The sequence below is a fragment of the Streptomyces diastatochromogenes genome (assembly GCF_002242805.1).
Classification (GTDB): domain Bacteria; phylum Actinomycetota; class Actinomycetes; order Streptomycetales; family Streptomycetaceae; genus Streptomyces; species Streptomyces diastatochromogenes.
Genome location: NZ_MCGQ01000029.1, coordinates 23,030 through 47,314, shown reverse-complemented (window position 1 = coordinate 47,314; position 24,285 = coordinate 23,030). Strand labels below are relative to the sequence as shown.

Here is a 24,285-nt window from a genome sequence, read left to right as displayed (position 1 = left end):
CCCCCTAGGGCCGGTACACCTTCCCCGGCTCGGCCTTGCCGGGTGCCAGGAGCTGAGGGACCGTCACAAAGACGTAGCCGCGCGCCTTCAGGGCGTCGATGATGCCGGGCACGGCGGGCACGGTGCCCTTGTAGATGTCGTGCAGCAGGATGATCCCGTCCCGGGACGCCTGGGCGAGGACTCGCTTGGTGATGAGCGCGGAGTCGTTGGTCGTGTAGTCCTTCGCGGTGACGCTCCACAGCACCTCGGCGAGGCCCTCCTGCTTCGCGATCTTGTGCACGTCGGCGTCCGTACGGCCCTGCGGCGGGCGCATCAGCGTGGGCCTGTGCCCGGTGAGCCGCTCTATCGCGTCGTCGGGCCGCTTCAGCTCTTCGCGTATCTGCGTGTCCGAGATCCGGGTGAGGATCTTGTGGTCCCAGGTGTGGCTCGCCACCTCGTGGCCCTCGGCCGCCATCCGCTTGACCAGCTCCGGGTACTTCTCGATGTGCCGTGCGCCGAGCAGGAAGAAGGTCGCCGGGACCTTCTTCTCCTTGAGGATGTCCAGCAGCCGCGCGGAATTCTCGCTGGGCCCGGCGTCGAACGTGAGCGCGATGCACTTGGCCTCGCGGCAGTCGACGGACCCGAAGCGGGCCGGTGCCCCGTGTGCCGCATCGGCCCGCGCCGAGCTCGGCGCGGTCGTGTCGACCTCCGCGCAGCCGGACAGCGTCAGCGCCAGACAGGCGGCGGCCGAGGCGAGCGCGGTCAGACGCAACCTTCGGCGCCCCGTGCGCATCTTCATGTGCGCGTGCTGCGGGGCGGGGTTCATCTCGGTCGAAGTCGAAAGAGGCATGCCGGGACTATACACTCTGTGTATAGCTCATGAGTTCGATTATCTGTGAGGTGTTCCAACCGCAGGTCCGGCCGCCGTAGCACCATGGAGGTACGGGGGAGGGAACCCCGGCGAGAGGACGGGCCCATGCACTACCGGGACCGCGCCGAGGCCGGACGGAGACTCGCCGGCCTGCTGAGCGACCTGCGCGACAAGGGCGAGCTTCCGGACCCCGTCGTCCTGGCCCTGCCCCGCGGCGGGATCGCCGTCGCCGCGCCCGTCGCCCGCGCCCTCGACGCCCCGCTCGACGTGCTCGTCGTACGCAAGATCGGCGCCCCGCACCACGAGGAGTTCGCCGTCGGCGCCCTCGCCGCCGACGACCCGCCCCTCTTCGACTCGGACACCCTCGACCGCCTGGGCCTGACCGAGGAACGGCTCCGCCCGACCGTGGAGCGGGAACGGGCCGAGCTGGCCCGGCGCGAGCACCGCTACCGCGGCGACCGCCCGCCGCCGGAGCTGAAGGGCCGTACGGTGATCGTCGTCGACGACGGCCTGGCCACCGGCGCCACCGCCCGCGCCGCCCTGCGCCATGTGTGGCGCCGGGCCCCGGCCCGGGTCGTGCTGGCCGTCCCGGTCGGCGCCCCGGACTCCCTCGACCTGCTCGCGGACGAGGCCGACGTCATCGTGTGCCCGCACCGCCCGGCCGGGTTCAGCGCCGTCGGCCAGTGGTACGCCGACTTCGGCCAGCTGACCGACGCGGACGTGCTCGACGTGCTCGACGCACTGCACGCGCGCTGAACGCCGAGGAGCGAGGATGCCCGCACTGGACGCGGCGGAGGCACGGCGCCGGTTCGGTGCCGCGCGGGTGGCCCGGCTGGCCACGGTGGACGCGGCGGGTCGCCCGCACCTGGTGCCGGTGGTCTTCGCCGGGCACGCCGTCGACGGCACCGACCGGCTCGTGACCGCCGTCGACCACAAACCCAAGACCACCGCCCGCCTCAAGCGGCTGGGCAACATCGCCGCACACCCGTCGGTGTGCCTGCTCGCGGACGCCTACGACGAGAACTGGGACCAGCTGTGGTGGGTCCGCGCCGACGGCGAGGCCCACGTCCTGCCGCCCGACGCGGCCGAACCGGCCGTACGCCACGCCCACGAGACCGCCGTACGGCTGCTGTGCGCGAAGTACCCGCAGTACCGGGACCACCCGCCGGGCGGCCCGGTGATCGCCGTCACCGTGCGGAGATGGACCGGATGGGAGGCCCGCGCGCGGTGACGCCGGACCCGGCGAGGAGTCCGGTACGGACGCCCCCGTCCCGCCCGTCCGCGACAACCCCGTGCACACCAGTGGTCCCGGAAGGGCACGCGGAGTAACCTCTCGTGACATGACGCGCACGGGGGAGCGAGCCGTCAAGTCGCGCTTACGGACGCCACCTTGGGTGGCTCGCATCGAGGAAGAGGACGGGCGGGTGCTCGGCGCGGGGGTGCTCCTCGCTCCTGACCGGGTGCTCACGGCGGCCCATGTCGTCCGGCCCGGCCGGCCCTACGTCGTCCACTTCGTCGGCGTGCCGGGCGTACCCGGCGTGGCCGCCACGGTCCGGGCGGACGAGCACGTGCCGCAGCGGAAGGACGCCTTCGGCGACCGCAGCGGCGACCTGGCCCTGCTGCGGCTGGCGGACCCGCTGCCCGCCGAACACACCGCCCGGCTCTACCGGCTCGCCTCACCGCACGGACCGGTGAGCATGTACGGCTTCCTGGACGGCGGCGGCGACGACGGCGGCCGCTGGCACGGCGCCACCCTGGTAGCCGCCCGCGGCCGGGACCACCAGGTGCAGCTGCGCCCGCAGACCCTGGGCGAGCCGGCCGCCCCGGGCTTCAGCGGCGGGGGAGTGGTCGACCACGAGACCGACGAGGTCATCGGGATCGTCCTCCGCGTCGACGAGGGCCCGGGCTCCGTCTTCAGCTGCATGAGCCCCACCGAGACCATCCTGAGCCATCTGCCGCAGGCCGCCGCCTGGAGCGACGGCGCCGAAGCCGTCGACCCGGCGCTGCGCCCCGGCGCGACGGGCGCCGCCGCCCGGCTCGACGTCCCGTTCGCCACCGAACTCGCCTGCTGGTTCCGGGGCGAGGGCTGGCCGGTGCTCGTCACCGTCGTCCCGGCCCGCAGCCCGCGCGCCTGGACCCTCACCCGCGCCGTCACCCTGGCCGACCGGGAGCTGCGCACCCAGCAGAACACCAGCGCCTTCAGCCACGACCCGCCCGAGACCGTGCCCCCGGTCGGCGGCCACGATCTCGCCCTGGACGTCAAGGACATGACGGTCGGTCAGGTCATGGACCGGATCGCCGAGCGGCTCGGCATCCGCGGCGACCCCCGGCCCGAACGGCTCGGCGCCCTGCGCGTCCCGCTCGCCGCCGTCCTGGTCGGCGTCGACCAGGCCGCCGAACCCGACGCCCTGCTCGGTCTGCTGGGCCGGCTCGCCCGGCAGGGGGCCCGGCTGCTCCTGGTCTTCCGCCGCGGCGGCCGCGCGGCCCAGGCCGCCGAATCCTTCGTCCAGCGTCCGCTGCGCACCCGCTGGACCCGGCTGCACCGCGAACTCGACCACATCGTCGACGAGTTGGGGCCCGCGCTCGACGAACGCCGGGACCGCGTGGCGGTGGACCCCGGCACCCGGCAGCTGCTGGACCAGGCCGAGGCCGGCGTGCGGCGCACCCGGATGCTGCTCGCCTGGATCGCCCACACCCCCGAGCGGGAGCGGGAACCCCGCCACGCCGACCTGCTGTTCACCTTCGAGGACACCGCCGAGCGCCGCCGCCGGCGCCTGGAACAGGCGATCTCGGTCCTCGACGACCGGCTGCGCCGCCGGGAGGAACTCCTCGGCCGGGTCTCCGCCGAGTGGCCGCTGTGCCGGGAACGGGCCGCGGCCCAGGGCGGCGACCGGGTCATGGAGGCCTACCGGCGCTACGAACTCGCCCTGTCGCTGCTGAGGCAGAGCCCCTGCGACGTGGACGAGGCGGAGACCGCCGCCCGGCGGTTCGTCGGCTTCTGCTCCGGCGCGGCGACCGGAAGGGACGGCACCCCATGACCTCGTGCATCCGGCCCGGCTGCGCGGGCCGCATCATGGGCACCGGCTTCTGCGACACCTGCGGACACCGGCACCTGGAGCCACGGACCGAGCAGCGGTCCGAGCGGCAGTCCGAACCACGGACCGAGCCCGCGCCCCCGCCGACCGGCCCCGGCGCCGAGGAGCCGCCCGGCCCGCAGCCCACCCACGCCGTCGCCGGAGTCGGCGAACTCGACCAGCACGGACTGGTCCTGCTGCCCGACGTCCCCGGCCCCGAGGGCGGGCTCGTCGAGGACCCCCGGCCGCCCACCGGCGGCCGCCGCTGCGGCGCGAACGGCTGCACCATGACCATCGGCGTCGGCTACGGCGGCCAGCCCGCCCGAGCCACCGGTCGATGTCCCCGCTGCGGCACCCCCTACTCCTTCCTGCCCCAACTGGACAAGGACGACCTGGTCGCCGGCCACGCCGACGACGCCGAGCGGATCTTCCAGGGCCGCCCCCGCCTCGACCATGTCCTCAGCTACGGCTGCAAGATCCTCGGCGCCCTGCAGTACATGCACGAACGCGGGCTGCTCTACTGCGACATGAAGCCCGCCAACGTCATCCACTTCGGACGGGCGATCAAGGTCATCGAACTGGGCGCGGTCCGCGCGATCGGCGACCGCTGCTCGGCCTGCGTCTACACCGCGAGCTTCGCTCCGCCCAAGCGGCAGCTGCGGCCGCTCGAGAAGCTCATCCCACAGGGCGACTTCAGCAAGTCCTGGGTAACCCCCAGGAAAGGGCACGTGTACTGGTTCCCGCTCAAGGCCGACCTCAAGAGCATGGTCTGGTACATGGGCTCGGGCGCCACCAGCGGCTGGCCCGGCACCGACTGGATCGAGGACATCCTGCTGCAGCGGTACGGCCCCGGCACCTACGAGCGCTGGGCGCGGGGCCTGCTGCCCTGGCAGTCCAAGGAGGTGAAGGGGGCCTGGACCACCTGGGGGACCATGGTCGGCGCCGGAGGATCCAGGGATCTGGTCCTGCGCGCGCTGCGGACCGAGTACCAAGAGGCGTCCGAGCTGGTTAGGATGCATCCGCCCCAGTGCACCCTGGAGCACCAGGCCTCCTTCATCCGCAACCTGGATCCGTGGAGGGAGGCGCGCGGCCGCTACGAGCACTCGGCCCGCCTCATTCCCGGCGCCACCACGGACGACGCCTGGGAGGTCTCCGGCGACCTGGTCGCCCTGCCGCACGCCACTCCGCAGGCGCAGGACCTGATCCGGCACCTCGCCTCCGCCGAGACCCAGCGGGCGTGGAGCACCGAGGAAGCCGGCCTCTCCGTCAGCGCTCACGCGCAGCCGACGGCCGGTGACTCCACCCCCGACTGGCGCCGCTCCCTGGCCCGGACCCTCCTCGACCCCAAGGCGGTCCACTGCTTCGACGCCTCCGACGCCATGCGCGGAGAACCTGAGCCGGGTGACATCCGTATGCGACCGCACGTAGACGAGGAGACGATCGATGCAGGACCCTCAGGGCTCGGTCGCGTCGAGCGCCGCCTCGGCGACCCGTCGTACCACGGCCCTCCGGTCGGCGCTGCGCCAGGCGAGCGCGGTCGAGCAGTGGATGTTCCCGGACAGGGGCACGATGACCACGTTGGCCCGGGCGTAGTGCTCGTCGGTGCTCTCCGAGACCAGCGCGACGCCGCGGCCGACGGAGACGAGTTCGAGGGTCTCCTCGATGGACCCCGACATCACCATGTCGCGCAGGTCGGTGATGCCCACGGCCTGCGGGGTGCGGAACTCGGCCCAGGCCCGGTCCTCGGAGAGGGGAACGACCCAGGTACGCCCGGCCAGTTCGGAGGGTTCGACGCGGTCACGGCCGGCCAGGGGATCGTCCAGGGGGAGGGCGACGGCCCGCCGGTCGCTGGCCACCGTCAGGCTCCGGATCGTGGGGTCGTCCAGCGGCGGCCACACGATGGCGAGGTCGGACTGACCGGACGTCAGACCGCAGCTCGGGTCGGCGTAGTCGTAGCGGCGCAGGGTGATGTCGGCGTTGGTCTCGTCCCGGACGAGCTTCATCAGCCACGAGGTGCGGCGGCCGGCCGCCTCCCCCATGAAGCCGATCGTGAGACTCGGCCTGCGGTCCGCGAGCAGCGCGTCGACCTGGTCGGCCGCGTCCACGGCCGCGAGGGCGTCGGCGAGCAACTGCCGCCCGAAGTCGGTGAGATGCACGCCGTCGCGGGTGCGGCTGAAGAGCGGCCGGCCGGCCTCGGACTCCAGGCGGCGGATCGCGTCGCTCACCGCCGGCTGCCGCACCTTGAGGGAGTCGGCCGCCCGCTGGAACGAACCCGTACGGGCGACGGCGGCGAAGGCGCGCAGCATGGCAAGCGTCGTGGGCATCACCGGAGCATAACCCCCGCCCCGGCATCGCTTATGGCCATCGACTCTGCTTATGGGGGCGGAGGGCGCGGGAGGGATGACCATCGACGTCGTGCGGCACCGCGGGGCTGCCGCAGCCACCCCTGAAGGAAGGATTACGCCATCGTCGCGCCCGCGCACGGCTTGTTTTGTGTCATTTAAAGAGCATATATTCCGCTGACCGAGAATGGGTTTGAGTCAGTATCCGGCCGCAGGCTGCCGAGGTGCGAAGTTTCGCCCTTGTAACCGGACTGTCGAGCGTGTTTGACTCAAGCGAAGGCGCCACCAACGGGGGTTGTTAGTGTCAAGGATTTCTTTTCCCAGGGTTCACCTGTGGTCCCCTTGCAGACCGCCCCTGTCTGACGCATCCCGGATGCAGTCCGGTGGTATGGCCTGTCAGGCCTGAACGGGCTTCTTTTTCATGTTTCGGCGCATAGACCTGCGCTGCGGCATGTCCATTTCTTTGTCTGGGGGACGTGACCTTGCCTGCTCAAAGTGCAGCAAACGCGAGTGGTGAAGAACTGGAAAGTGCAGAAGATCTGAGTCTGGACTTCAGCCGGCTCGACCGAGGAGTTCGCAAGCGTCTCAAACAGCTCTGCGAGCTGGACAACCACCACGCACCGCTGGCCATCCTGTGCGACTACCTGCTGGTCGCCGCCTCGGTCTACCTGTGCGTCGGAGTGTCGTACTGGTTCTACCCGATCGCCGCCATTCTCATCGGGTCGACCCAGCGGGCGTTCGTCAATCTCCTGCACGAGTCTTCACACAAGGTTCTCACCAAGAATCAGCGCCTCAACGTAACACTGGGCACCGTCTTCTCGGGATACCTGGTGCTGCATCTGTACAACCCGTACCGGAATTCCCACATAGGTTTCCACCACCGTTACCTGGGTGATCCGGAGAAGGACCCCGACTACAACTTCCACGTGGGCGTGGGAATCTACGACCACCGCATCTCCGACAAGAAGTTCTTCCTCAAGAACATCGCGCTCGCCGTGTTCGGCATGCGGACCCTCGAATACGCCGGCTACGTCATTCGGGACCGTATTTTCTTCAGCCCGAAGGACGTCGCGGTCTCCATGCCCATCCGGCTCTCCACGGAGCGCGTCCTCCTGCTGGTGCAGTGGGCCGCCATCATCGGCCTGTGCGCCTGGCAGGGCTGGCTGATCGAGCTGCTGCTGTTCTGGTTCGTCCCGCTCTTCACCACCGCGATCGCGGTCGGCTGGCTCTCGGAACTGGCCGAGCACTACCCGCTGCCGGAGAGCGAGAACAAGCAGATCCTCATGACCCGCAACCGCCACGGCTGGGCCATCGAGCGCTTCCTGCTGGGACGCCACCACGACAACTACCACCTGGTGCACCACCTCAACACCGGCGTGCCGTTCTGGAACATGAAGCGGGCCCACCAGGTCCTCCTGGAGGACACCGCCTACGCCCGCTGGGACGGCCTGTGGGCCGGCGTCCTGACCCGCTCCCGGGGCCGCGAGAACCAGGAGACCCTCATCAGCTACGCCTCGAAGTACCGCGACTGGCGTCGCAACGGAGGCGACCCCACCGAGATCGACGGCGGCACGTTCGCCGAGGCGGCCGCCCTCGCCCGGGTCGTCACCGCCGCCTGACCCAGCCCCGTCGCTTCTTCCGAGAGGACACCCCCACATGAGCCACGTCGTGGACGCCCAGGCGGCCGCAGCTCTGGACCCCGAACTGCTGCGCCTGGCCACCAACGGCCTCAAGAAGCTGGCCGCGGACACCCGTTGCCGTAGCGCCTTCGTGGACAACCCGCTGATGGCCGCCCTGCTCGCACCGGCCGCCAACCGCTACATAGTCGCCGCCGACCAAGACGGCCTCTTCGAGCGGCTCCCGGTCCTGGAGGCCAAGGGCTACCGGACCGGCGTCGAGTTCGTCGGCGAGGAGGCCCGCAACGCCGACGAGGTGCGCGATGTCGTCGACGAGTACCTCAAGCTGATCGAGCGTCACCAGAGCGCCGGCCTCGCCACCCCCACCCAGCTCGGCTTCGACCTGTCGAACGTCGGCTCCCTCATCTCGCCCCAGACCGGCGCGGACAACACGGCCGCCCTGCTCAAGGCCGCCGCCCCGCAGGGCATCGGCATCCTCATCAGCATGGAGCGCTCGTCCTTCGTGGACGACATCCTCACGGTCTTCAAGGGCCTCGCCGAGGACCACGAGAACGTCGCCCTGACCCTCCAGGCCCATCTGCACCGCACCGAGGACGACCTCGCCACCGTCCTGCCGCTCGGCCGCAAGATCCGCCTGGTGAAGGGCGTGTACAACGAGGCCACGGACGTCGCCCTGCCCCGCGGCACCGAGCTGAACGACCGCTACGCCCGGATCCTGGAGCGCATCCTCGACCACGGCAACCCCGTGGCCGTGGCCACCCACGACGCCACGCTTCTCGAACTGCTCGACAGCCGTGGGCTGTTGGAGCGCGTCGAGGAGCTGGAGATGCTGCACGGCTGCCGCCCGCCCCTGCTCAAGGCACACAAGGACCGCGGCATCCCGTGCCGCGTGGCCACGGTGTACGGGCAGAACTGGTGGCTGCACTTCCTGCACCGCCTCGCCGAGTACCCGCCGGTCGCCCTGACCGCTCTGGCCGACCTGTACGAACCGGAGCGGGTTCGCTTCGGCTCCGAGTACTGATCAGCGCGTACTCATCCGCGAGTACTGACCCTCGCGTACCGACCCGCGAGGTTCCCACCCGCGAGCACGACCTGCTCCAACCCGAAAGAAGGTAGTCCGTTGTCCTCCACTCCGCCTGTTGCCGCCATCGTCGACGGTTATTCCACAGGAAACTTCCTTCCTGCGGCCTTCACCCGCCTGGGTGCCCAAGTCGTCCATGTCCGCAGCACGCCGGAGTGGATGACTTCGATGCTGCTGCCCAACACGGCCGACTACATCGCCGACCTCGTCTTCGAGGACGAGGAGCAGATCGTCAAGGAGCTGCGCTCGCACGGCGTCAGCGCCGTGCTCGCCGGGCAGGAGCCCGGAGTGCCGCTCTCCGACCGGCTCAGCGAGCTGATGGGCACGGCCAGCAACGGCTCGCGCCTGTCGGCCGCCCGCCGGGACAAGTACGAGATGATCGAGGTCCTGCGGGCCGCGGGCCTGCACTGCGCGGACCAGTTCAAGAGCGACGACCCGCAGGCCCTCGTCGACTGGGCCGAGGCGCACGGCACCTACCCCGTGGTCATCAAGCCGCTCAGCTCCGCCTCCACCGACGGCGTGTTCATCTGCAACACCGCGGACGAGGTGCGCGAGGCCGCCCAGCAGGTGCTGGCCGCGCGGGACATCTTCGACCTGCCCAACCGCGAGGTGCTCATCCAGTCCTACCTGGACGGCGAGGAGTACATCGTCGACACCGTCAGCCACGACGGCCACCGCTTCGTCTGCGGTGTCTGGAAGTACGAGAAGACGCTCGTCAACGGCAAGAACATCTACGACAAGGATGTGCTGCTGCCGGCCGACGAGTTCCCCGTGCCCGAGCTGATCGCCTACGTGGACCAGGTCCTCGAGGCCATGAACATCCGCTTCGGGCCCACCCACACCGAGGTCAAGATGACCTCCAACGGCCCGGCGCTGGTGGAGATCGGCGCCCGGCTCAACGGCGACATGAACCCGGACTTCCACCAGGTCTGCCTCGGCCACAACCAGGCCGACCTGATCGCCCTGTCCTACATGCGGCCCCAGGAGTTCCTGGAGCGCTACGGCGACCGCGTCTACACCCGGCGCCAGCCTGCCGTCGTCTACAACGCGCCCAGCGCACAGGAAGGCGAGGTCAAGGCGATCGACGAGACCGTCGTCCGGGAGATCGCCGCCCTGCCCACCGTGTTCCTGCCGAGCGTGAAGGTGCCGGTGGGCGGCCGGGTCCGCCGTACCGTCGACCTCCTCACCAGCCCCCTGAGGATCTTCATGACGGGGGTCACCCAGGAAGCCGTCCTCGACGACTACAAGCGCCTCCAGGAACTGAAGGACAAGGTGTACCTCGTCTGATGCTGCGCAGCACTCTGCACGCGGTCCGCGGGCTCGCGCCCGAACTGCGTACCCTGTTCATCACCACCCTGCTCTTCCGGTCCGGAACCATGGCGTTCCCGTTCCTGTCCGCCTATCTGGTGGCACAGAACGACTACTCCGCGGGGCAGGTGGGCTCGATCGTCGGCGCCTATGGCGTCGGCGCGCTGGCCGCCGACATCGCGGCCGGGCCGGTCCTGCGGTTCGTGTCCGCGCGGACCGTGATGATCAGCGGGTTGGTGGGCAACGCGGCGCTGGTGCTGATCCTTCCGCTCGCGGAAAGCGCCGCGCTGCTCACGGTGGGCACCCTCGTCTGGGGCTTCTTCTACGAGGCGTTCACACCGGCCGCGTACGCGGAGACTGTGCGGTACTCGCGGGAGAGCGACCGCAAGGTCGCCTTCTCCTGCAACCGGCTCGCCATCAACGTCGGCATGGGCCTCGGACCGGCGCTGGGCGGACTCGTGTTCGCCTGGCGCCCGGCCGGCCTGTTCCTCATCAACGCCTGTGTCGTCCTCGCGACCGCCGTGTTCCTCACCCTGCGGACCTCCAAGGGGGCCGTGGCGGCGGGGGAGAAGCAGGTCCGGGGGCGCATGGTGGCGCCGACCCTCAAGGGCGAGACCCGGTTCTGGACGATCTTCCTGCTGGCTCTCCCGATCCATCTCGCGTACGCGCTGCCGCCGACCTTCCTCAGCGCCTACGTGATCCACGAGCGCGGCCTCGACAGCTTCTGGGCCGGCATCATCTTCTTCGTCAACGCCGGCGCCATCGTGCTCTTCGAGGTGCCGCTGAACACGGCGATGCGGAACGTGAGCCACTACGCCTCGCTGCTGGTCGGCTATCTGCTGGCCGGCGCGGGCTTCGCGCTGATGGGCCTGTCCGGTTCGGGCCCCGCGCTGGTGGGCGCGACGCTGCTGTGGACCGCGGCCGAGATGATCGTCTTCCCGGCGCTCCTGCACTACGTCAGCGAGGTCTCCGACCCGTCCGTCACCGGCCGCAACATGGGGCTCTACTCGGCGGGCGTCAACGTGGGCCTGATCGCCGTGCCCCAGCTGAGCCTGATGCTCACGGCAGGCGGCCACGCGGCGACCCCGTGGTACGTGGTCGGCGCCGCCGTCGGTAGCGCGCTCGTCCTGATCGTCACCGTCCGGCGCAGTTCCCACCTCTGGCTGACCGAGCCCGAGCCGGAACCCGCTCCTGTCTCCTGACCCAACGGAGTTGGCGCATGCCCATCCACTTCAACAACGCGGGCGCGGGGCTCATGCCCGAGGCCGTGACCCAGGCCATGACCGGCTATCTGGCCGAAGAGGCGCGGGGTGGCGCCTACGAGGCCGAGCAGCGCCACGCGGACACCCTCGAACACGGGGTGTACGAGACGCTCGGGCGCGCACTGGACGCCCCCGCCGACGACATCGCCCTCTTCGACAGCGCCACCCGCGCCTGGTCGTCGGTGGTGTCCCACCTCCCGTTCACCTCCGGTGACCGGGTCTGGGTGACGCCGTACGAGTACGCCGGCAACCTCATCCTGTGGACCGAGCTGCGCCGCCGCTTCGGCCTCACCATCGAGGTCGTACCGCTGGTGGCCGACGGCGACCTGGACCTGGAGTGGATGAGCGCGCACATCGGTGACGACGTCGCCTTCGTCGCCGTACCTCATGTGCCGTCCGGGTGCGGGATCGTCACACCGGTCGAGGAGATCGGGAAGATCCTCGCGCCCTGGCGGTGCTTCTACGGCATCGACGCCTGCCAGTCGGTGGGGCAGCTGCCGGTCTCCGTCGCGTCCATCGGCTGCGACCTGCTCACCGGCGCGGGACGCAAGTTCCTGCGCGGGCCGCGCGGCACCGGATTCGCCGCGATCGGGCCCCGGTTGCGCGCCCAGGTCTCGCTGCCCTTCCACGACCTGCACATCGCCGACATGGTCGCGGACGACGACTACGAGGTGAACACCAGCAGCGCCCGCCGGTTCGAGTACGCCGAGCGCGGCAGCGCGGGCGTCATGGGCCTCGACGCGGCGGTCCGTCACCATCTCGCCCGCACCGACGGCGGCCCCGGCCCGCTGCGCGACGCCGTACGTGCGGCGATCGAGGAGCTGCCCGGGACGCGGCTGGTGGACCCCGGCTCCCGGCATGCCGCCATCGTCACGTTCACCCACGACCGGGTGTCGCCCGAGCGGATCCGGGCCGAGCTGCGAGCGCGCGGGGTCAACGTGTGGATCGCACAGGGCAGTCACACACCCCTGTACATGCGCACCGCGGGCGTCGAATTCGCCGTGCGCGTCTCCCCGCATTACTACAACTCCCTGGCCGACGTGGAGACGTTCGCCGACGCGCTGCGCGACGTCCTGCGCTGACCCAGCGGTTTTCACACCGCGGTTTTCACATCCGCCTTTTTCACACCCGTCTCATCGAAGCGAAGGAGGGGCAGAGATGCCCATAGAAAGCCAGGAAGCGGAGAGGCAAGAAATACTCGCACTCGTGACCCACATCATGGAAGACACCGTCGGCCTGGAACTGGACGACGACGTCGACCTGAACACCTCGATCGGCCCGGAGGGTCTCGGACTCGAGTCGATCGGCATTCTCGAGGTGACGGTCCACCTCGAACGGGAGTACGACATCGAGTTCTCCGACGAGGCGTTGGAGCTGCTGATCAACGGAACGCTCGGGGAGTTCATCGACGAGGTCGTCAGGCAGCGTTCGGCAGTGGCCGCCGGCGCGAGCGCGGAGAACAGTGGTTCCCGGTGATCACATCCAACGACATCCGGAGGATCCTCGTCGACGGCAAGACGCTGGCCGGCGTGGAGGACATCGAGGACGACTCGGAAATCCTGGTCGACTCCTTCTCGCTCGCCTGGCTGGACCACAGCCTGCGCACCGACTTCGGCGTCGAACTCGACCTCAGGGAAGTCCGGGCCGAGGATTTCTCCAGCATCAACCGGATCGCCGAATATGTCAACGCGCTGACCGAAGGAGTCACCGCGGCGTCAGGAGACGGCCGATGACGGAATCCCAGCGCGTCGTCGTCACGGGTTTCGGCGTCTTCACCGCTTTCGGTTTCGGCGAGAAGGCACTGCTCGACGGGGTGTTCTCGGGCCGTCCGGCATTCCGCGAAGTGGACCGGTTCGATATTTCGCCGTTCCGGTGCAAGTCGGCGGCCGTATACGACGGCAGCGGCCCGGAGATCCCCGAGGTGAGCTTCGCGGGCGATCCGCCGCCGCGTCAGCACGACGCCCTGGTGGCCTGCTCCCGGGCCGCGATCGACATGGCGGGCATCGCCGAGTCGAAGATCTCCGGCGTGCTCGTCGGCAGCCAGGGCGACTACCGGCCGATCACCCGGTACTGGGGCTCGCTGGCCGACGGTGCGGACACGCCCGACACGGCGTTCCTGAAGGACAGCGTGCCCGGCCAGCTCTCCCACGGTGTGGGGGACGCGCTCGGCGTGGGGCCACTGCGCATGACCTTCCTCAACGCCTGTGTGGCCTCCGCCGACAGCATCATCCACGCCAGCCGCCTCATCAGCCGGGGACGGGCCGACGCGCTGCTCGCCGGCGGGTCCTACCTGGTCGAGCGGGAGCTGTTCGCCAAGTTCGACTCGGCCCGCGCCTTCGCCAAGGACGGCCACGTCCGCCCCTTCTCCAAGGACCGCACCGGGCTGCTGCTCGGCGACGGAGTGGCGTGCCTGATGCTGGAGTCCGAGGCCAGTGCGGCCGCGCGGGGCGCGAACGTGCTCGCCCGGATCGCGGGCTGGGGCATCTCCTCCGACGCCTACCACGCCAGCCGGCCGCACCCCGAAGGCCGCGGTACCGCGACGGCGATGGAGTCCGCGCTCCGCGTCGCGGGGCTCGGCCCCGACGCCGTGGACTACGTCAATGTGCACGGCACGGGCACCGCATCCAACGACACCTCCGAAACCGCCGCGCTGCGCCGGGTGTTCGGGGACCGGGCCGCGCACCTGCCCGTCAGTTCGACCAAGAGCACGACGGGACACACCCTGGAGGGCGCCGGAGCCGTGGAGGCCGTGATCACCCTGCTGGCCCTCACCCACGGAATCGTGCCGCCGACAGCCAACTTCACCACGCCCGATCCCGCGCTCGACCTGGACTACGTGACCGACGGCCCCCGTCGGCAGAGTCTGCGGCGCGCGATCTCGACCAACTCCGCCTTCGGCGGGGCCAACACGGCGCTGCTCCTGGAGCGAGCATGATCGACACGCGTACCGAACGACTCCTGGTCTCCGAGGCGCTCGTCGTGCCGTCCGGCGTCACGGCCGGCGCCCTCACGGTCGAGCCCGTCGAACCGGGCCGGGTGCCCGGCTTCGTGGAGTCGGCCTTCAGCCCGCTGATCAAGTCCGTCATCGACCGCTGCCTGGCCGGTGTCACGGGCGGCGAGGCCTTCGGCGACGAGGGCGCGCGCACCGGCCTGGTGCTGGCGACCCTCTACGGCGACACCGTCACCGCCGATCTCGGCAGCAAGCTGCTGACGTCCGGGCGGGTGGCCAACCCGCTGCTGTTCTACCAATCGGTGCCGACGACGATCCTCGGCGTGGTGGCCCGCGACTACGCCATCACCGGACCGACCACCTGCGTCGCCCTCCGCGGCGACCTGCGCGGCGAAGCCCTCGACCTCGTCGACACCATCCTCGACGACGGCATGGACCAGGTGCTGCTGCTCGGCGTCGACCTGGCGACCGAGACCCGGCCGCTCGACGCCCACGCACAACTGCAGGACGGCGGGCCGCAGGCCGGCGCGGCGCGGGTCGACGCCGCCGTCGCCTTCCTGATCCGCAGAGCCGACCCCACACCCGGGACGGCCCGGGCCGCCGTGACCCCCGACGCCGACGCACACCTGTCGGACTTCGGGAGCCTGGCCGGTCTCGTCCAGCTCTACCTCACCGTGCGCGCGGAGCGTGCGGCGGCCGCGGCGGGGGCGGTCGCCGTGAACGTGGGTTCCGCGCTGGGCGAGCGTGAGCTGCGGCTGCTGCTGAGGGAGCCCTCATGACCGCGACACCCGAGCCCACGACACGGCACACGGAGGAACGGCTGGACGGGCTGCTCGCCCGCGCCGCCCGGACGTACCCGGACCGGCCGGCCCTCGTGGACGGCGACCGCGTCTGGACGTACGCCGAACTCGACGACGCCGTCGGCCGCCTCGCCGCACGGCTCGCCGGACAGGGAGTGCGGCCCGGCGACCGGATCGGGGTCTTCATCCCCAAGTCGGCCGAGGCCGTCATCGCGATCCACGCGGGACTGCGCGCCAAGGCCGTCGTGGCCCCCCTGGACGTCCGCAACCCGGTCGTCCGCACCGGCCGCATGCTGCGCCAGGGCGGTCTGACCCGGCTGCTGACCGTCGCCTCGTCCGAGAACATCGCCCGCAAGGCGGTGGGCGGCGACGAGGTTCCCGAGGTCCACGACCTCGACGGCGGCATCGGCCTGCTGCGCACGCAGGAGCAGGCGCCGGTGGAGCCGCTTCCCGAGCCCGCGCGCGACGGCGGCTATGTGCTGTTCACCTCGGGCAGCACGGGTGTGCCGAAGGGCGTGCTGCTGTCGCACGCCAACGTCGCGCACTTCGCCGTCTGGGCCGCCGTTGAAACGGGCCTCGGTCCCACCGACCGCATCGGGTCGCAGGCCGCCCTGACCTTCGACCTGAGCACGTACGACCTGTTCTCCGCCGCCGCGGCCGGCGCGTGCACCGTACTGATGCCGGAACGGCTGAAGGCGTTCCCCGCCGATGTCGTCAACTGGCTCACCGAACACCGGATCAGCGTCCTGTACGCGGTGCCGTCCCTCTACGTCAACATGCTCGAACGGGGTGGCATCGCCGACGCCTTCCCGTCCGGCCTGCGGACGCTGGTGTACGCGGGCGAGCCCTTCCCGCCGCGCCCCCTGGAGACGCTTCTGCGCCTCGCTGGCGACCGGCCCGTCCACAACTTCTACGGGCCGACGGAGACGAACGTCTGCACCTTCCTGCGGGTCCCGCCGAAGTGGACGGCGGAGCAGGAGGCCACGATCGGATCGGCCGTTCCCGGCGATGTCGTGGACGTCTTCGACGAGACCGGTGAGCCCACGGCCGACCGGGGCGAGATCCATGTCGCGGGCGCGACCGTCTTCCTGGGCTACCTGGTGGACGGGGCACTGCACGACCCGACCCGGCAGGTCCGCTTCGCCGACGGCGTCGTCCGCCGCGCCTATCCGACCGGAGACCTCGGCAGGCGCACGAGCGGCGGTGAGTTCGTGCTGTTCGGCCGGAAGGACTCCCAGATCAAACGGCACGGCTACCGCATCGACATCGGAGAGATCGAGAGCGTGCTGCTCGACTCTCCCGGGATCCGGGCCGCCGCCGTCGTCGCCAAGACCGGCGCGCACGAGGGCGAGGTCTGGGCGTACACGCAGGGCACGGTGTCCGAACGGGACGTCCTCGGGCTGCTGCGCACCCAACTCCCGCTGTACATGGTCCCCGACCGGGCCGTCGTGCTCTCCGCGTTCCCGCTCAACGCCCGCGGAAAGACCGACCGTCTGACGCTCGCGGCCGAGGGGCCGCCGGAGCCCTCGCCGCCGAAGGAGACACGATGACGCTTCCCGACGACTTCGACAAGATTCTTGAGGCCGCCCACCAGGTCGGACGGAAGCTGGCGCCGCTGGCGGCCGGCGTGGACGCCCGCACCGGCGACCTCCGGGAGCCCTACGACCTCCTCGCCGAGGCGGGTTTCCTGACCCTGCTGGTACCGCGCCGGGCGGGCGGAGCCGGGCTCGGGTTCGCCGACTACTGGCGGGTGCTGTCCGCCGTCGGCTTCCACAACGGCGCGGCGGCGCTCGGGCTGAACATGCACAACGCCGTCATCGGACCGCTGTGCGAATCGGCGGACACGCCCTTGCCGCCGATGGCCGAGGAGTTCCGCACCTGGCTCTTCGACGAGGTGGTGGACGGCCGCAAGATCTTCGCGTCCGCCGCGTCCGAACCCGCCGGCGGAGCGAAGCTGCGCGGACTGCAGACCCGTTACCGGCGGACCGACGACGGCGAGGGGTTCGTGATCACGGGCGAGAAGTCGTTCGTGTCGCTGGCCGGCATCGCGGACTACTACGCGGTCCCCGCCCGGCCCGAGGACTCCGACGACCCGGGACGCATCTCCCACTTCCTGGTGAGCAAGGACGACCCCGGGGTCCGGTTCGGGGAGATCCACAACCTGACGGCGATGTACGGGACCAGCACCGCCAACATGACCCTGGACGCCGTCACCGTGCCCCGGTTCCGGCTGTTCCTCGGCATCGAGGGCCTGTCGCTGCCCAAGGTGATCCGCGAACCGCACTGGATGGTCGCCGGCTACACCGGCGCCTACCTGGGCATCGCCGAGGCCGTGCAGCAGGCCGTCGTCGACCATGTGACCGCCTCGCCCAAGAAGGCGGAATCGGCCGTCGTCCAGCGCACCGTCGGGCTGAACGCCGCCCGCCTGCACGCGGCCCGCGCCCTGGTCGAACGCGCCGGTGAGGCCGTCGACCTCGGCCGCGGCGGCGCCACGGCCAACACCCTGGTCCACGCCGCCAAGTACGCCGTGGCCGACCTCGGCCCGGAGCTGGCCCGGGCCGCTGTCTCGCTGTGCGGTTCGGCGGCCGTGAGCCGCGCCAAGCCGATCGAGCGGCTGCTGCGCGAACTCCAGTACGGGGCGGTGATGCCCGCCAAGCCGGAGGAGTGTCTGGAATACCTCGGCAAGGCCGCGCTGGGCGTCGACCTCCGCGACGAGAACGCGTTCTCCTGGTGAACCGAAGGATTGGAGAGACCTCATGACCGAGGACGGTGCGGTGTTCGAGCACTCAGTCGTGCCCCGCTTCTTCGAGATCGACCGCCAGGGCGTCATGTTCAACATGTGGTACCTGGCCCACGTCGACGAGGCGGTGGACGGCTTCTTCCTCGCACGTGACCTGCCGTACGACACCTGGTCCGAGCTGGGCGTCGACGTGCACGTCGCCCATGTCGAGATCGACTGGAAGGCGGCCATCACCCTCACCGACCGGCCCAAGGTGCGGATGAGCACCGCACGGATCGGCAAGAAGAGCTTCACCCTGGACTTCGCCTTCACCCGCGACGACGCGATCACCGCCACCGGCTGCATCGTCTACGTCGCGGTGGCCACTGACGGATCGGGCAGCACGCTGCTGCCCCCGCGGCTGGTCGAGGCGCTGGGCGAGGTCGCGCCGCTGCGGACCGCATGACAACCATCGTGATTCGGGGGCATTGATGACGAGATCGGTATTGGTGACCGGCGGAAACCGGGGGATAGGCCTGGCCATCGCCCGGGAGCTGTCCGCCGCCGGCGACGCCGTGGCCGTGACCTATCGGTCGGGCGAGGCGCCGGCCGGACTGTTCGGCGTGAAGTGTGACGTGACGAGCGCCGAGGACGTGGACAGCGCCTTCGCCAAGGTCGAGGCGGAGCAGGGACCCGTCGAGGTCCTGGTGTCCAACGCCGGGATCACCCGGGACAAGATCTTGGCGGTGATGCGCGGAGAGGACTTCGACGCGGTGCTCGACGCCAACCTGACGGGCGCGTACCGGGTCGCGAAGCGCGCGGTCAAGAACATGATCCGCGCCCGCTCCGGCAGGCTCGTCTTCGTCTCCTCGGTGGTCGCGTTCAACGGCCAGAGCGGTCAGTCGAATTACGCCGCTTCGAAGGCGGGACTGGTCGGATTCGCCCGCTCGCTCGCCCGGGAACTCGGCGGGCGGAACATCACCGCGAACGTGGTCGCGCCCGGGTTCGTCGACACCGACATGACCGCGGGACTCAGCGACCAGATCAAGGCGGCCGCCGTGGAGCGCATCCCGCTCGGCCGCACCGCCTCCCCCGAGGAGGTCGCCAAGGTCGTGCGCTTCCTGGCCGGCGCTGACGCCGGTTACGTCACCGGAGCCGTCGTCCCGGTCGACGGCGGCCTGGCCATGGGACTCTGAGAGAGGAAGCCGTTCATGGGAATCCTTGAGGGGAAGAACATCCTGGTCACCGGGGTGCTCACCCAGGACTCCATCGCATTCCACGTCGCGAAGATCGCGCAGGAACAAGGGGCGCAGGTCCTCCTCACCGCCTATCCCCGCCGCGGGCTGACCGAACGCATCGCCAGGCGTCTGCCCTCCGGCCCGGACGCCGCGCCGCCCGTCATCGAACTCGACGTGACGAACGCGACGCAGCTGGCGGAACTGCCGGACCGGATCAGCGAACACGTACCCACGCTCGACGGTGTCGTGCACGCGATCGGCGCCGCTCCGCAGACGGCACTCGGCGGCAACTTCCTCCACACCTCCTGGGACGACGTGGGAGCGGCGATGCACGCCTCGACCTACTCCCTGAAGTCCCTGACCGTGGCCTGCCTCCCGCTGATGAAGGGCGGCGGCTCGGTCGTCGGCCTGGACTTCGACGCCTCCCAGGCCTGGCCGCTCTACGACTGGATGGGCGTCGCCAAGGCGGGACTCGAAGCATGCTCCCGCTACCTGGCGCGGTACGTCGGACCGCAGGGCGTACGCGTCAACCTGGTGGCGGCCGGGCCGCTGGACACCCCGGCCGCCAAGGGCATCCCCGGATTCCAGGAGGTGGCCGGCGTCTGGGGCGACCGGGCCCCGCTGGGCTGGAACACCGCCGACCCCGTCCCGGCGGCCAAGGCGTGTGTGGCGCTGCTGTCGGACTGGTTCCCCTCGACCACCGGGGAGATCGTGCACGTCGACGGCGGAGTCAACATCATCGGCGCCTGACCGACCGTCACGCCCCGTGCTCTACAGAGCCCCACGACAACTTTCTACGGACAAGGAGATCGACATGGCAGAGATCACCGACGACATTCGGGAACGCGTGAAGAAGATCGTCTGCGACATCCTGGAGGTCGAGCCCGCCGAACTGACGGAAACGACCGTGTACACCGAGGAGTTCGGCGCCGACTCGCTGGCGGTCATAGAGATCCTGACGGCCCTCGAGGACACGCTCGACGTCAGCATCGACCAGGCCGAGGCCCCGCGCATGGTGAGCCTGGCCGGCATCTACGACGTGCTGGCCGAGGCATGACCGGTACGCCGGAGCGGGTCGTCCTCACGGGCCGTGGCGTGGTGTCGAGCATCGGCTTCGGCGTGGCGGAGTTCACCGAGGGGCTGCGGGCCGGCCGCAACGAGGTCGCGCCCCTCACCGCGTTCGACACCACGGGATTCGCCTACGCCAACGGATCCGAGGTCACCGGGTTCGATCCGGCCGACTGGATCACCCGGACCCCGGTGGACCAGCTCGGCCGGGCGAGCGCCTTCGCCGTGGCCGCGACCCGGATGGCCCTGGCCGAGGCCGGACTCGCCGCTGAGGAGCTGCGGGACCGTCCGGGTCACATCTCGGTCGGCACCGCCGACGGCGAGGCGCAGGATCTCGACGCGCTGGCCGCCGACACGGTCGCGCGGGGAGCCGAGGCGGTGGACCCGGCGCTCGTCGAGCGCGCCGGGACCCACCGGCTGGCCGCCTCCATCGCCTGGGAGTTCGGGCTCGAGGACGTCACCCCGATGACCTTCCCGACCGCCTGCTCGGCGGGCAACTACGCGATCGGGGACGGGCTGGACGCCATCCGGCTCGGCGACGCCGACTACGCCCTGGTCGGCGGCGTCGACGCCGTCTGCCGGCGGTCGTTCGCCTCGTTCTACCGGCTGGGCATCATGTCCCCCGACCGGTGCCGCCCGTTCGACGCCGACCGCAAGGGCATCCTCAGCGGCGAGGGAGCGGGGATCCTGCTCCTGGAGAGCCTGACCTCGGCACGGGCGCGGGGAGCGACCATCCACGCGGAGGTCCTCGGCTACGGGCTGAACTGCGACGCCCACCACGCGTTCGCACCCGAGGAGAAGAGCATCCAGCGGTGCATGGAGTCGGCCCTGCGCGACGCCGGCGTGCGGCCCGAGGACGTGGACCTGATCTCGGCACACGGAACCGGCACCAAGTCCAACGACGTGACGGAGGTCCGCGCGATCAAGTCCGTCTACGGCGACCGGACGCCCCCCGTCATCTCGCTGAAGTCGATGCTCGGTCACACGATGGGCGCCTCCGCCGCGCTCGGCGCGATCGCCTCGTCGATCGCGATCACCGAGGGTTTCCTGCCGCCGACGGTCAACCACCGGACGCCGGACCCGGAACTCGGCATCGACTGCGTCCCCAACCGGTCGGTCCCCGCCGACGTGCGGATCGTGCAGAACAACGGCTTCGCCTTCGGCGGCAACAACGCCATCGTCCTGCTGGGCCGTTACGAGGAATCCCGATGATCATTACCGCTTGGTCGGCCCTGTCCCCGTACGGCACCGACGACCAGGACTTCGCACAGGGCACCGTGTCCGGCCGTCCCCTTCCCGACGGGCCCCGGCCGGTGCCGGACTTCGAACCGCGGGAGTTCCTCGGGCAGCAGGGCACCCGGGCCATGAGCCGCGCCACCGCCCTGTCCGTGGCGACCGCCGCCCGGCTGCTCACCGAGGACGACGACCGCGCCCGTACCGGACTCGTGCTCGGGACGACCAACGGCAGCGCGCAGAACATCCTGGACGTCAACCGGGCCTCGCTGCAGCGCGGGAAGCCGTACCACATCCAGCCGACGGTCATCCAGAACGCGGCCATGAACAGTGTCGCGAGCCAGACCGCGCTCTGGCACGGCCTCAGGGGACCCAACGCCACCCTCGCCGGGGGCCGCTCCACCGGGCTGTCGGCCCTCGGCTACTGCCGGCGCCTGCTGCTGACGGGCCGCGCGGACACCCTCCTCGCGGGCGCCGCCGAGGAGTTGACCGAAGCGCGGACGTGGGTCGGTGACGGCACCGCACCCCTGGCGGAGGGCTGCGCCCTGGTCCGTCTGGAGCGCAGTGCCTCCGACGGCCTGGCCGAGGTGCTCGCCGTCGCGTCGGTGGTGGCCGTGGACGGCGACCTCGGTACGGCGGTGCTCAAGGCCGCGGACCGGGTGCTGACCCGTACCTCGCCCGACCGGGTGTGGGCCGCCGTCGGCTCGGGAACGTCGGATGACGCGGAGTCCAAGGCGCTGGCCACGGTCTGCCCCGAGGCGACGGTGCTGCCGCCCCTGACGGAGTCCCTGGGCCAGGTCCATGCCGCGTCGGGCCCCTTCCAACTGGCCGCCGTCCTGAGCCACGCCGCCGCCTCCGGGCCGGCCGAGCGGTTCGCGCTGCTGACCTCGGCCGAACCCCAGGGCATCGCGGCCGCCGCTGTCCTCCGAGTCAAGGGAGAAACCGTTGTCGTTTGAGACTGCCTTCGCCGTCACGCCGTCCAGCTCGGGCTTCCGAGGGACGGTCGGCGAGGAATGGATGTTCGCGGGCCGCGTCTTCGGCGGCTGCGTGGCGGCGTTCGCGAGCGAGGTCGCCCGGGCGTTCGCACCGCATCTCGTCCTGGGCGGAATCCAGGGCTCCTATCCGCGGGCGGCGTCGCCCGGCCCCATCGAGGGCCGCGTCGAGACCGTCCGGAAGGGCCGGAGCACCGAGTTGGTCCGCGTCGACCTGATCCAGGGAGACGAACTGGTCTTCACCGCCCAGGCCTGGCTGCTCGACAGCCGGCTGGTGCCGACCGACGAGACCGTCACCGGCGCGGAACCCCCGGCATCGGCCGCCCCGGTGACCTGGCTGGAGGACGAGGTCGCCTTCTTCAAGAACCTCGAGGTCCGGGCCATCGACTACCCGCTCACCCCGGCCGGGCTGGGGGACGGCGTCCCCCGGTGCGAGGTCTGGGTCAGGGGCCGCCCGGACCTCATCGGCGAAGCGACGCACGGGGCGGCCGTCGACCTGCTGCTCTTCGACAGCTTCCTGCTGGAGTGCGTGTTCCGCAGCGAGGGAGTCGGGACCGTCCAGCCGATCACCCTGGATCTGGGCGTCCGCTGGACGCGGCACGTCCCCATCCAGGCGTGGCGCCGCCTCACCACGGAGGCGACCATCACCGACGGCATCGCGCTGGCCGAGGGAACCCACCGGACCGCCGACGGCACCCTCCTGTCGACGGCCACCACGCTCGGCAGGCTGCTCCGGCGCGCCGACACCGCCGCGCAGAAGTGACGGCCGGCCGGGAAGGCGATCTGATACCGGTATGAAGATTCGCATCGGCGTGGGGAACGTGCCCGAGCGCGGTACACCGCCCGGCGATCCCGATCTGGCCCGTCTGGTGGCCGAGTTGGAGACGCACGGGGTCGACTCCGTGTGGTTCTCGGACCTGGTCTCGGCGCCGGGCGTGGTCGATCCGCTGGTCGCCGTCGCCTACGCGGCGGGCCGCACCGAGCGGCTGAAACTGGGCATGAGCGTGGTGGTCCTGCCCGGCCGCAACCCCGCGGTGCTCGCGGCGCAGCTCGCGAGCCTGGCCGCGCTCGCCCCGCGCCGCGTGCTGCCCGTCTTCGGCGTCCGCCCCGCCCGGCCCGCCGACCGTACGGTGTTCCCCGTGCCGGACGGGCGGCGCGCCGACGTGTTCGAGGAGGCACTGGGCGTGGTGCGGGCCCTGCTGACCGAGCCGGTCGTCACCCACCACGGCCGGTTCTTCCACCTGGACGAGGCATCGGTCGCCCCGCTGCCCACCCGGCCCCTGGACCTGTGGCTCAGCGGCCGGGTGCCGGCCGCGCTGGACCGGGTCGGACGGCTCGGCGACGGCTGGCTCGGTAGCACCATCACCCCGGCCGAGGCCGAGGTCTGCCGGACCCGGATCGTCCGCGCCGCCGACCGCGCGTCCCGGACGATCGACGAGGACCACTACGGCACCTACCTGACGATCGTCCAGGACGACGCCGACGAGCACGCCGTGGACGCCCTGCTGGCCCGGCTGCGCCAGGACCGCCCCGACGTGGCCGACCCGCGCACCCTGCTGTGCTGGGGCTGGGCGGACGCCCGCGACCAGCTGCGCCGGTACACCGACGCCGGCCTGTCGAAGTTCGTGGTGCGCCCGGCGGGCCCGGTGACCTCCCGCCGCGCCTTCGTCGAGGCGTTCACGACCGAGCTGTCGCCCCTCGAGAACCACTGACGTGCGGCCGCCCGCAGGC

General features: G+C 71.0%; 24 protein-coding genes and 1 pseudogene. 23 read left to right on the top strand and 2 right to left on the bottom strand.

Going from position 1 to position 24,285, the window contains the following annotated elements:
* Positions 1 to 4: 4 nt before the first annotated feature.
* Positions 5 to 772, bottom strand: a complete 768-nt coding sequence (locus BEK98_RS30265) for a polysaccharide deacetylase family protein (protein ID WP_244202074.1) — start codon at positions 770 to 772, stop codon at positions 5 to 7.
* Between the two features lie 183 nt (positions 773 to 955).
* On the opposite strand from BEK98_RS30265, the gene BEK98_RS30260 reads away from it, so the two are divergent.
* The 4 genes and pseudogenes from BEK98_RS30260 to BEK98_RS50235 form a co-directional block, all read left to right on the top strand.
* The gene (locus tag BEK98_RS30260) at positions 956 to 1,606 is read left to right on the top strand and encodes a phosphoribosyltransferase (protein WP_094219887.1); all 651 of its coding nucleotides are present in this window, start codon (positions 956 to 958) and stop codon (positions 1,604 to 1,606) included.
* A gap of 16 nt (positions 1,607 to 1,622) precedes the next feature.
* Complete coding sequence (locus BEK98_RS30255; protein WP_094219886.1) at positions 1,623 to 2,081, top strand: TIGR03668 family PPOX class F420-dependent oxidoreductase; 459 nt, start codon at positions 1,623 to 1,625, stop codon at positions 2,079 to 2,081.
* 163 nt (positions 2,082 to 2,244) lie between these two features.
* The gene (locus BEK98_RS30250; protein ID WP_244202069.1) at positions 2,245 to 3,888 is read left to right on the top strand and encodes a S1 family peptidase; all 1,644 of its coding nucleotides are present in this window, start codon (positions 2,245 to 2,247) and stop codon (positions 3,886 to 3,888) included.
* Positions 3,885 to 4,244 (top strand): annotated as a pseudogene (locus BEK98_RS50235) (serine/threonine-protein kinase); the annotation flags it as partial. The gene BEK98_RS30250 and the pseudogene BEK98_RS50235, both read left to right, overlap by 4 nt.
* 1,134 nt (positions 4,245 to 5,378) lie before the next feature.
* On the opposite strand, the gene BEK98_RS30230 reads toward BEK98_RS50235, so the two are convergent.
* Positions 5,379 to 6,248, bottom strand: a complete 870-nt coding sequence (locus BEK98_RS30230) for a LysR family transcriptional regulator (RefSeq protein WP_094219882.1) — start codon at positions 6,246 to 6,248, stop codon at positions 5,379 to 5,381.
* Between the two features lie 500 nt (positions 6,249 to 6,748).
* Here BEK98_RS30230 and BEK98_RS30225 point away from each other — a divergent pair, with 500 nt between their 5' ends.
* The 19 genes from BEK98_RS30225 to BEK98_RS30135 all read left to right on the top strand — a co-directional run bounded on the left by BEK98_RS30225 (position 6,749) and on the right by BEK98_RS30135 (position 24,266).
* The gene (locus BEK98_RS30225; protein WP_208643272.1) at positions 6,749 to 7,885 is read left to right on the top strand and encodes a fatty acid desaturase family protein; all 1,137 of its coding nucleotides are present in this window, start codon (positions 6,749 to 6,751) and stop codon (positions 7,883 to 7,885) included.
* Positions 7,886 to 7,922: 37 nt separating this feature from the next.
* The gene (locus tag BEK98_RS30220; protein WP_094219881.1) at positions 7,923 to 8,924 is read left to right on the top strand and encodes a proline dehydrogenase family protein; all 1,002 of its coding nucleotides are present in this window, start codon (positions 7,923 to 7,925) and stop codon (positions 8,922 to 8,924) included.
* 99 nt (positions 8,925 to 9,023) lie between these two features.
* Positions 9,024 to 10,271, top strand: a complete 1,248-nt coding sequence (locus BEK98_RS30215) for an ATP-grasp domain-containing protein (protein WP_094219880.1) — start codon at positions 9,024 to 9,026, stop codon at positions 10,269 to 10,271.
* Positions 10,271 to 11,494: an MFS transporter gene (locus BEK98_RS30210; RefSeq protein ID WP_094219879.1), complete on the top strand. Its 1,224-nt coding sequence runs from the start codon at positions 10,271 to 10,273 to the stop codon at positions 11,492 to 11,494. Before BEK98_RS30215 ends, BEK98_RS30210 begins: the two co-directional genes overlap by 1 nt.
* A 17-nt stretch (positions 11,495 to 11,511) precedes the next feature.
* Positions 11,512 to 12,636, top strand: coding sequence for an aminotransferase class V-fold PLP-dependent enzyme (locus BEK98_RS30205; protein ID WP_094219878.1), 1,125 nt, complete (start codon positions 11,512 to 11,514; stop codon positions 12,634 to 12,636).
* A 124-nt stretch (positions 12,637 to 12,760) separates the two neighbouring features.
* Positions 12,761 to 13,030 (top strand): phosphopantetheine-binding protein, encoded by a 270-nt coding sequence (locus BEK98_RS30200; protein ID WP_167444293.1) that lies wholly within the window; start codon positions 12,761 to 12,763, stop codon positions 13,028 to 13,030.
* Positions 13,027 to 13,287, top strand: coding sequence for a hypothetical protein (locus BEK98_RS30195; RefSeq protein WP_094219876.1), 261 nt, complete (start codon positions 13,027 to 13,029; stop codon positions 13,285 to 13,287). Before BEK98_RS30200 ends, BEK98_RS30195 begins: the two co-directional genes overlap by 4 nt.
* Positions 13,284 to 14,489, top strand: coding sequence for a beta-ketoacyl-[acyl-carrier-protein] synthase family protein (locus BEK98_RS30190; RefSeq protein ID WP_094219875.1), 1,206 nt, complete (start codon positions 13,284 to 13,286; stop codon positions 14,487 to 14,489). The genes BEK98_RS30195 and BEK98_RS30190 overlap by 4 nt, the downstream gene beginning before the upstream one ends.
* Complete coding sequence (locus BEK98_RS30185) at positions 14,486 to 15,283, top strand: hypothetical protein (RefSeq protein WP_094219874.1); 798 nt, start codon at positions 14,486 to 14,488, stop codon at positions 15,281 to 15,283. Before BEK98_RS30190 ends, BEK98_RS30185 begins: the two co-directional genes overlap by 4 nt.
* On the top strand, positions 15,280 to 16,854 hold the full coding sequence (locus tag BEK98_RS30180) for an amino acid adenylation domain-containing protein (protein WP_094219873.1): 1,575 nt from the start codon (positions 15,280 to 15,282) through the stop codon (positions 16,852 to 16,854). Before BEK98_RS30185 ends, BEK98_RS30180 begins: the two co-directional genes overlap by 4 nt.
* Positions 16,851 to 18,038 carry an acyl-CoA dehydrogenase family protein gene (locus BEK98_RS30175; protein WP_094219872.1) on the top strand — a complete coding sequence of 396 codons (1,188 nt, stop codon included), beginning with the start codon at positions 16,851 to 16,853 and terminating at the stop codon, positions 18,036 to 18,038. The genes BEK98_RS30180 and BEK98_RS30175 overlap by 4 nt, the downstream gene beginning before the upstream one ends.
* 22 nt (positions 18,039 to 18,060) lie before the next feature.
* On the top strand, positions 18,061 to 18,489 hold the full coding sequence (locus BEK98_RS30170) for an acyl-CoA thioesterase (RefSeq protein ID WP_094219871.1): 429 nt from the start codon (positions 18,061 to 18,063) through the stop codon (positions 18,487 to 18,489).
* A gap of 25 nt (positions 18,490 to 18,514) precedes the next feature.
* Positions 18,515 to 19,219, top strand: coding sequence for a 3-oxoacyl-ACP reductase FabG (gene fabG, locus BEK98_RS30165; RefSeq protein WP_094219870.1), 705 nt, complete (start codon positions 18,515 to 18,517; stop codon positions 19,217 to 19,219).
* Positions 19,220 to 19,234: 15 nt separating this feature from the next.
* Positions 19,235 to 20,011: an enoyl-ACP reductase FabI gene (gene fabI, locus BEK98_RS30160; RefSeq protein WP_094219869.1), complete on the top strand. Its 777-nt coding sequence runs from the start codon at positions 19,235 to 19,237 to the stop codon at positions 20,009 to 20,011.
* 64 nt (positions 20,012 to 20,075) lie between these two features.
* On the top strand, positions 20,076 to 20,318 hold the full coding sequence (locus tag BEK98_RS30155; protein ID WP_094219868.1) for an acyl carrier protein: 243 nt from the start codon (positions 20,076 to 20,078) through the stop codon (positions 20,316 to 20,318).
* Positions 20,315 to 21,541: a beta-ketoacyl-[acyl-carrier-protein] synthase family protein gene (locus tag BEK98_RS30150; RefSeq protein WP_094219867.1), complete on the top strand. Its 1,227-nt coding sequence runs from the start codon at positions 20,315 to 20,317 to the stop codon at positions 21,539 to 21,541. The genes BEK98_RS30155 and BEK98_RS30150 overlap by 4 nt, the downstream gene beginning before the upstream one ends.
* Positions 21,538 to 22,518 carry a beta-ketoacyl synthase N-terminal-like domain-containing protein gene (locus BEK98_RS30145; RefSeq protein WP_094219866.1) on the top strand — a complete coding sequence of 327 codons (981 nt, stop codon included), beginning with the start codon at positions 21,538 to 21,540 and terminating at the stop codon, positions 22,516 to 22,518. The genes BEK98_RS30150 and BEK98_RS30145 overlap by 4 nt, the downstream gene beginning before the upstream one ends.
* On the top strand, positions 22,508 to 23,317 hold the full coding sequence (locus BEK98_RS30140; RefSeq protein WP_143684182.1) for a thioesterase family protein: 810 nt from the start codon (positions 22,508 to 22,510) through the stop codon (positions 23,315 to 23,317). The genes BEK98_RS30145 and BEK98_RS30140 overlap by 11 nt, the downstream gene beginning before the upstream one ends.
* 31 nt (positions 23,318 to 23,348) lie before the next feature.
* Positions 23,349 to 24,266, top strand: coding sequence for a TIGR03854 family LLM class F420-dependent oxidoreductase (locus BEK98_RS30135; RefSeq protein ID WP_094219864.1), 918 nt, complete (start codon positions 23,349 to 23,351; stop codon positions 24,264 to 24,266).
* The last annotated feature ends 19 nt before the right edge of the window (positions 24,267 to 24,285 follow it).

Bases quoted from the DNA above. Each gene is read 5' to 3' on its own strand.
- BEK98_RS30170 (WP_094219871.1), top strand. From the start codon at position 18,061: ATGACCGAGGACGGTGCGGTGTTCGAGCACTCAGTCGTGCCCCGCTTC.
- BEK98_RS30220 (WP_094219881.1), top strand. From the start codon at position 7,923: ATGAGCCACGTCGTGGACGCCCAGGCGGCCGCAGCTCTGGACCCCGAA.
- BEK98_RS30145 (WP_094219866.1), top strand. From the start codon at position 21,538: ATGATCATTACCGCTTGGTCGGCCCTGTCCCCGTACGGCACCGACGAC.
- BEK98_RS30265 (WP_244202074.1), bottom strand. From the start codon at position 772: ATGCGCACGGGGCGCCGAAGGTTGCGTCTGACCGCGCTCGCCTCGGCC.
- BEK98_RS30260 (WP_094219887.1), top strand. From the start codon at position 956: ATGCACTACCGGGACCGCGCCGAGGCCGGACGGAGACTCGCCGGCCTG.
- BEK98_RS30180 (WP_094219873.1), top strand. From the start codon at position 15,280: ATGACCGCGACACCCGAGCCCACGACACGGCACACGGAGGAACGGCTG.
- fabI (WP_094219869.1), top strand. From the start codon at position 19,235: ATGGGAATCCTTGAGGGGAAGAACATCCTGGTCACCGGGGTGCTCACC.
- BEK98_RS30185 (WP_094219874.1), top strand. From the start codon at position 14,486: ATGATCGACACGCGTACCGAACGACTCCTGGTCTCCGAGGCGCTCGTC.
- BEK98_RS30205 (WP_094219878.1), top strand. From the start codon at position 11,512: ATGCCCATCCACTTCAACAACGCGGGCGCGGGGCTCATGCCCGAGGCC.
- BEK98_RS30210 (WP_094219879.1), top strand. From the start codon at position 10,271: ATGCTGCGCAGCACTCTGCACGCGGTCCGCGGGCTCGCGCCCGAACTG.
- BEK98_RS30175 (WP_094219872.1), top strand. From the start codon at position 16,851: ATGACGCTTCCCGACGACTTCGACAAGATTCTTGAGGCCGCCCACCAG.
- BEK98_RS30135 (WP_094219864.1), top strand. From the start codon at position 23,349: ATGAAGATTCGCATCGGCGTGGGGAACGTGCCCGAGCGCGGTACACCG.
- BEK98_RS30190 (WP_094219875.1), top strand. From the start codon at position 13,284: ATGACGGAATCCCAGCGCGTCGTCGTCACGGGTTTCGGCGTCTTCACC.
- BEK98_RS30155 (WP_094219868.1), top strand. From the start codon at position 20,076: ATGGCAGAGATCACCGACGACATTCGGGAACGCGTGAAGAAGATCGTC.
- BEK98_RS30150 (WP_094219867.1), top strand. From the start codon at position 20,315: ATGACCGGTACGCCGGAGCGGGTCGTCCTCACGGGCCGTGGCGTGGTG.
- BEK98_RS30230 (WP_094219882.1), bottom strand. From the start codon at position 6,248: ATGCCCACGACGCTTGCCATGCTGCGCGCCTTCGCCGCCGTCGCCCGT.
- fabG (WP_094219870.1), top strand. From the start codon at position 18,515: ATGACGAGATCGGTATTGGTGACCGGCGGAAACCGGGGGATAGGCCTG.
- BEK98_RS30255 (WP_094219886.1), top strand. From the start codon at position 1,623: ATGCCCGCACTGGACGCGGCGGAGGCACGGCGCCGGTTCGGTGCCGCG.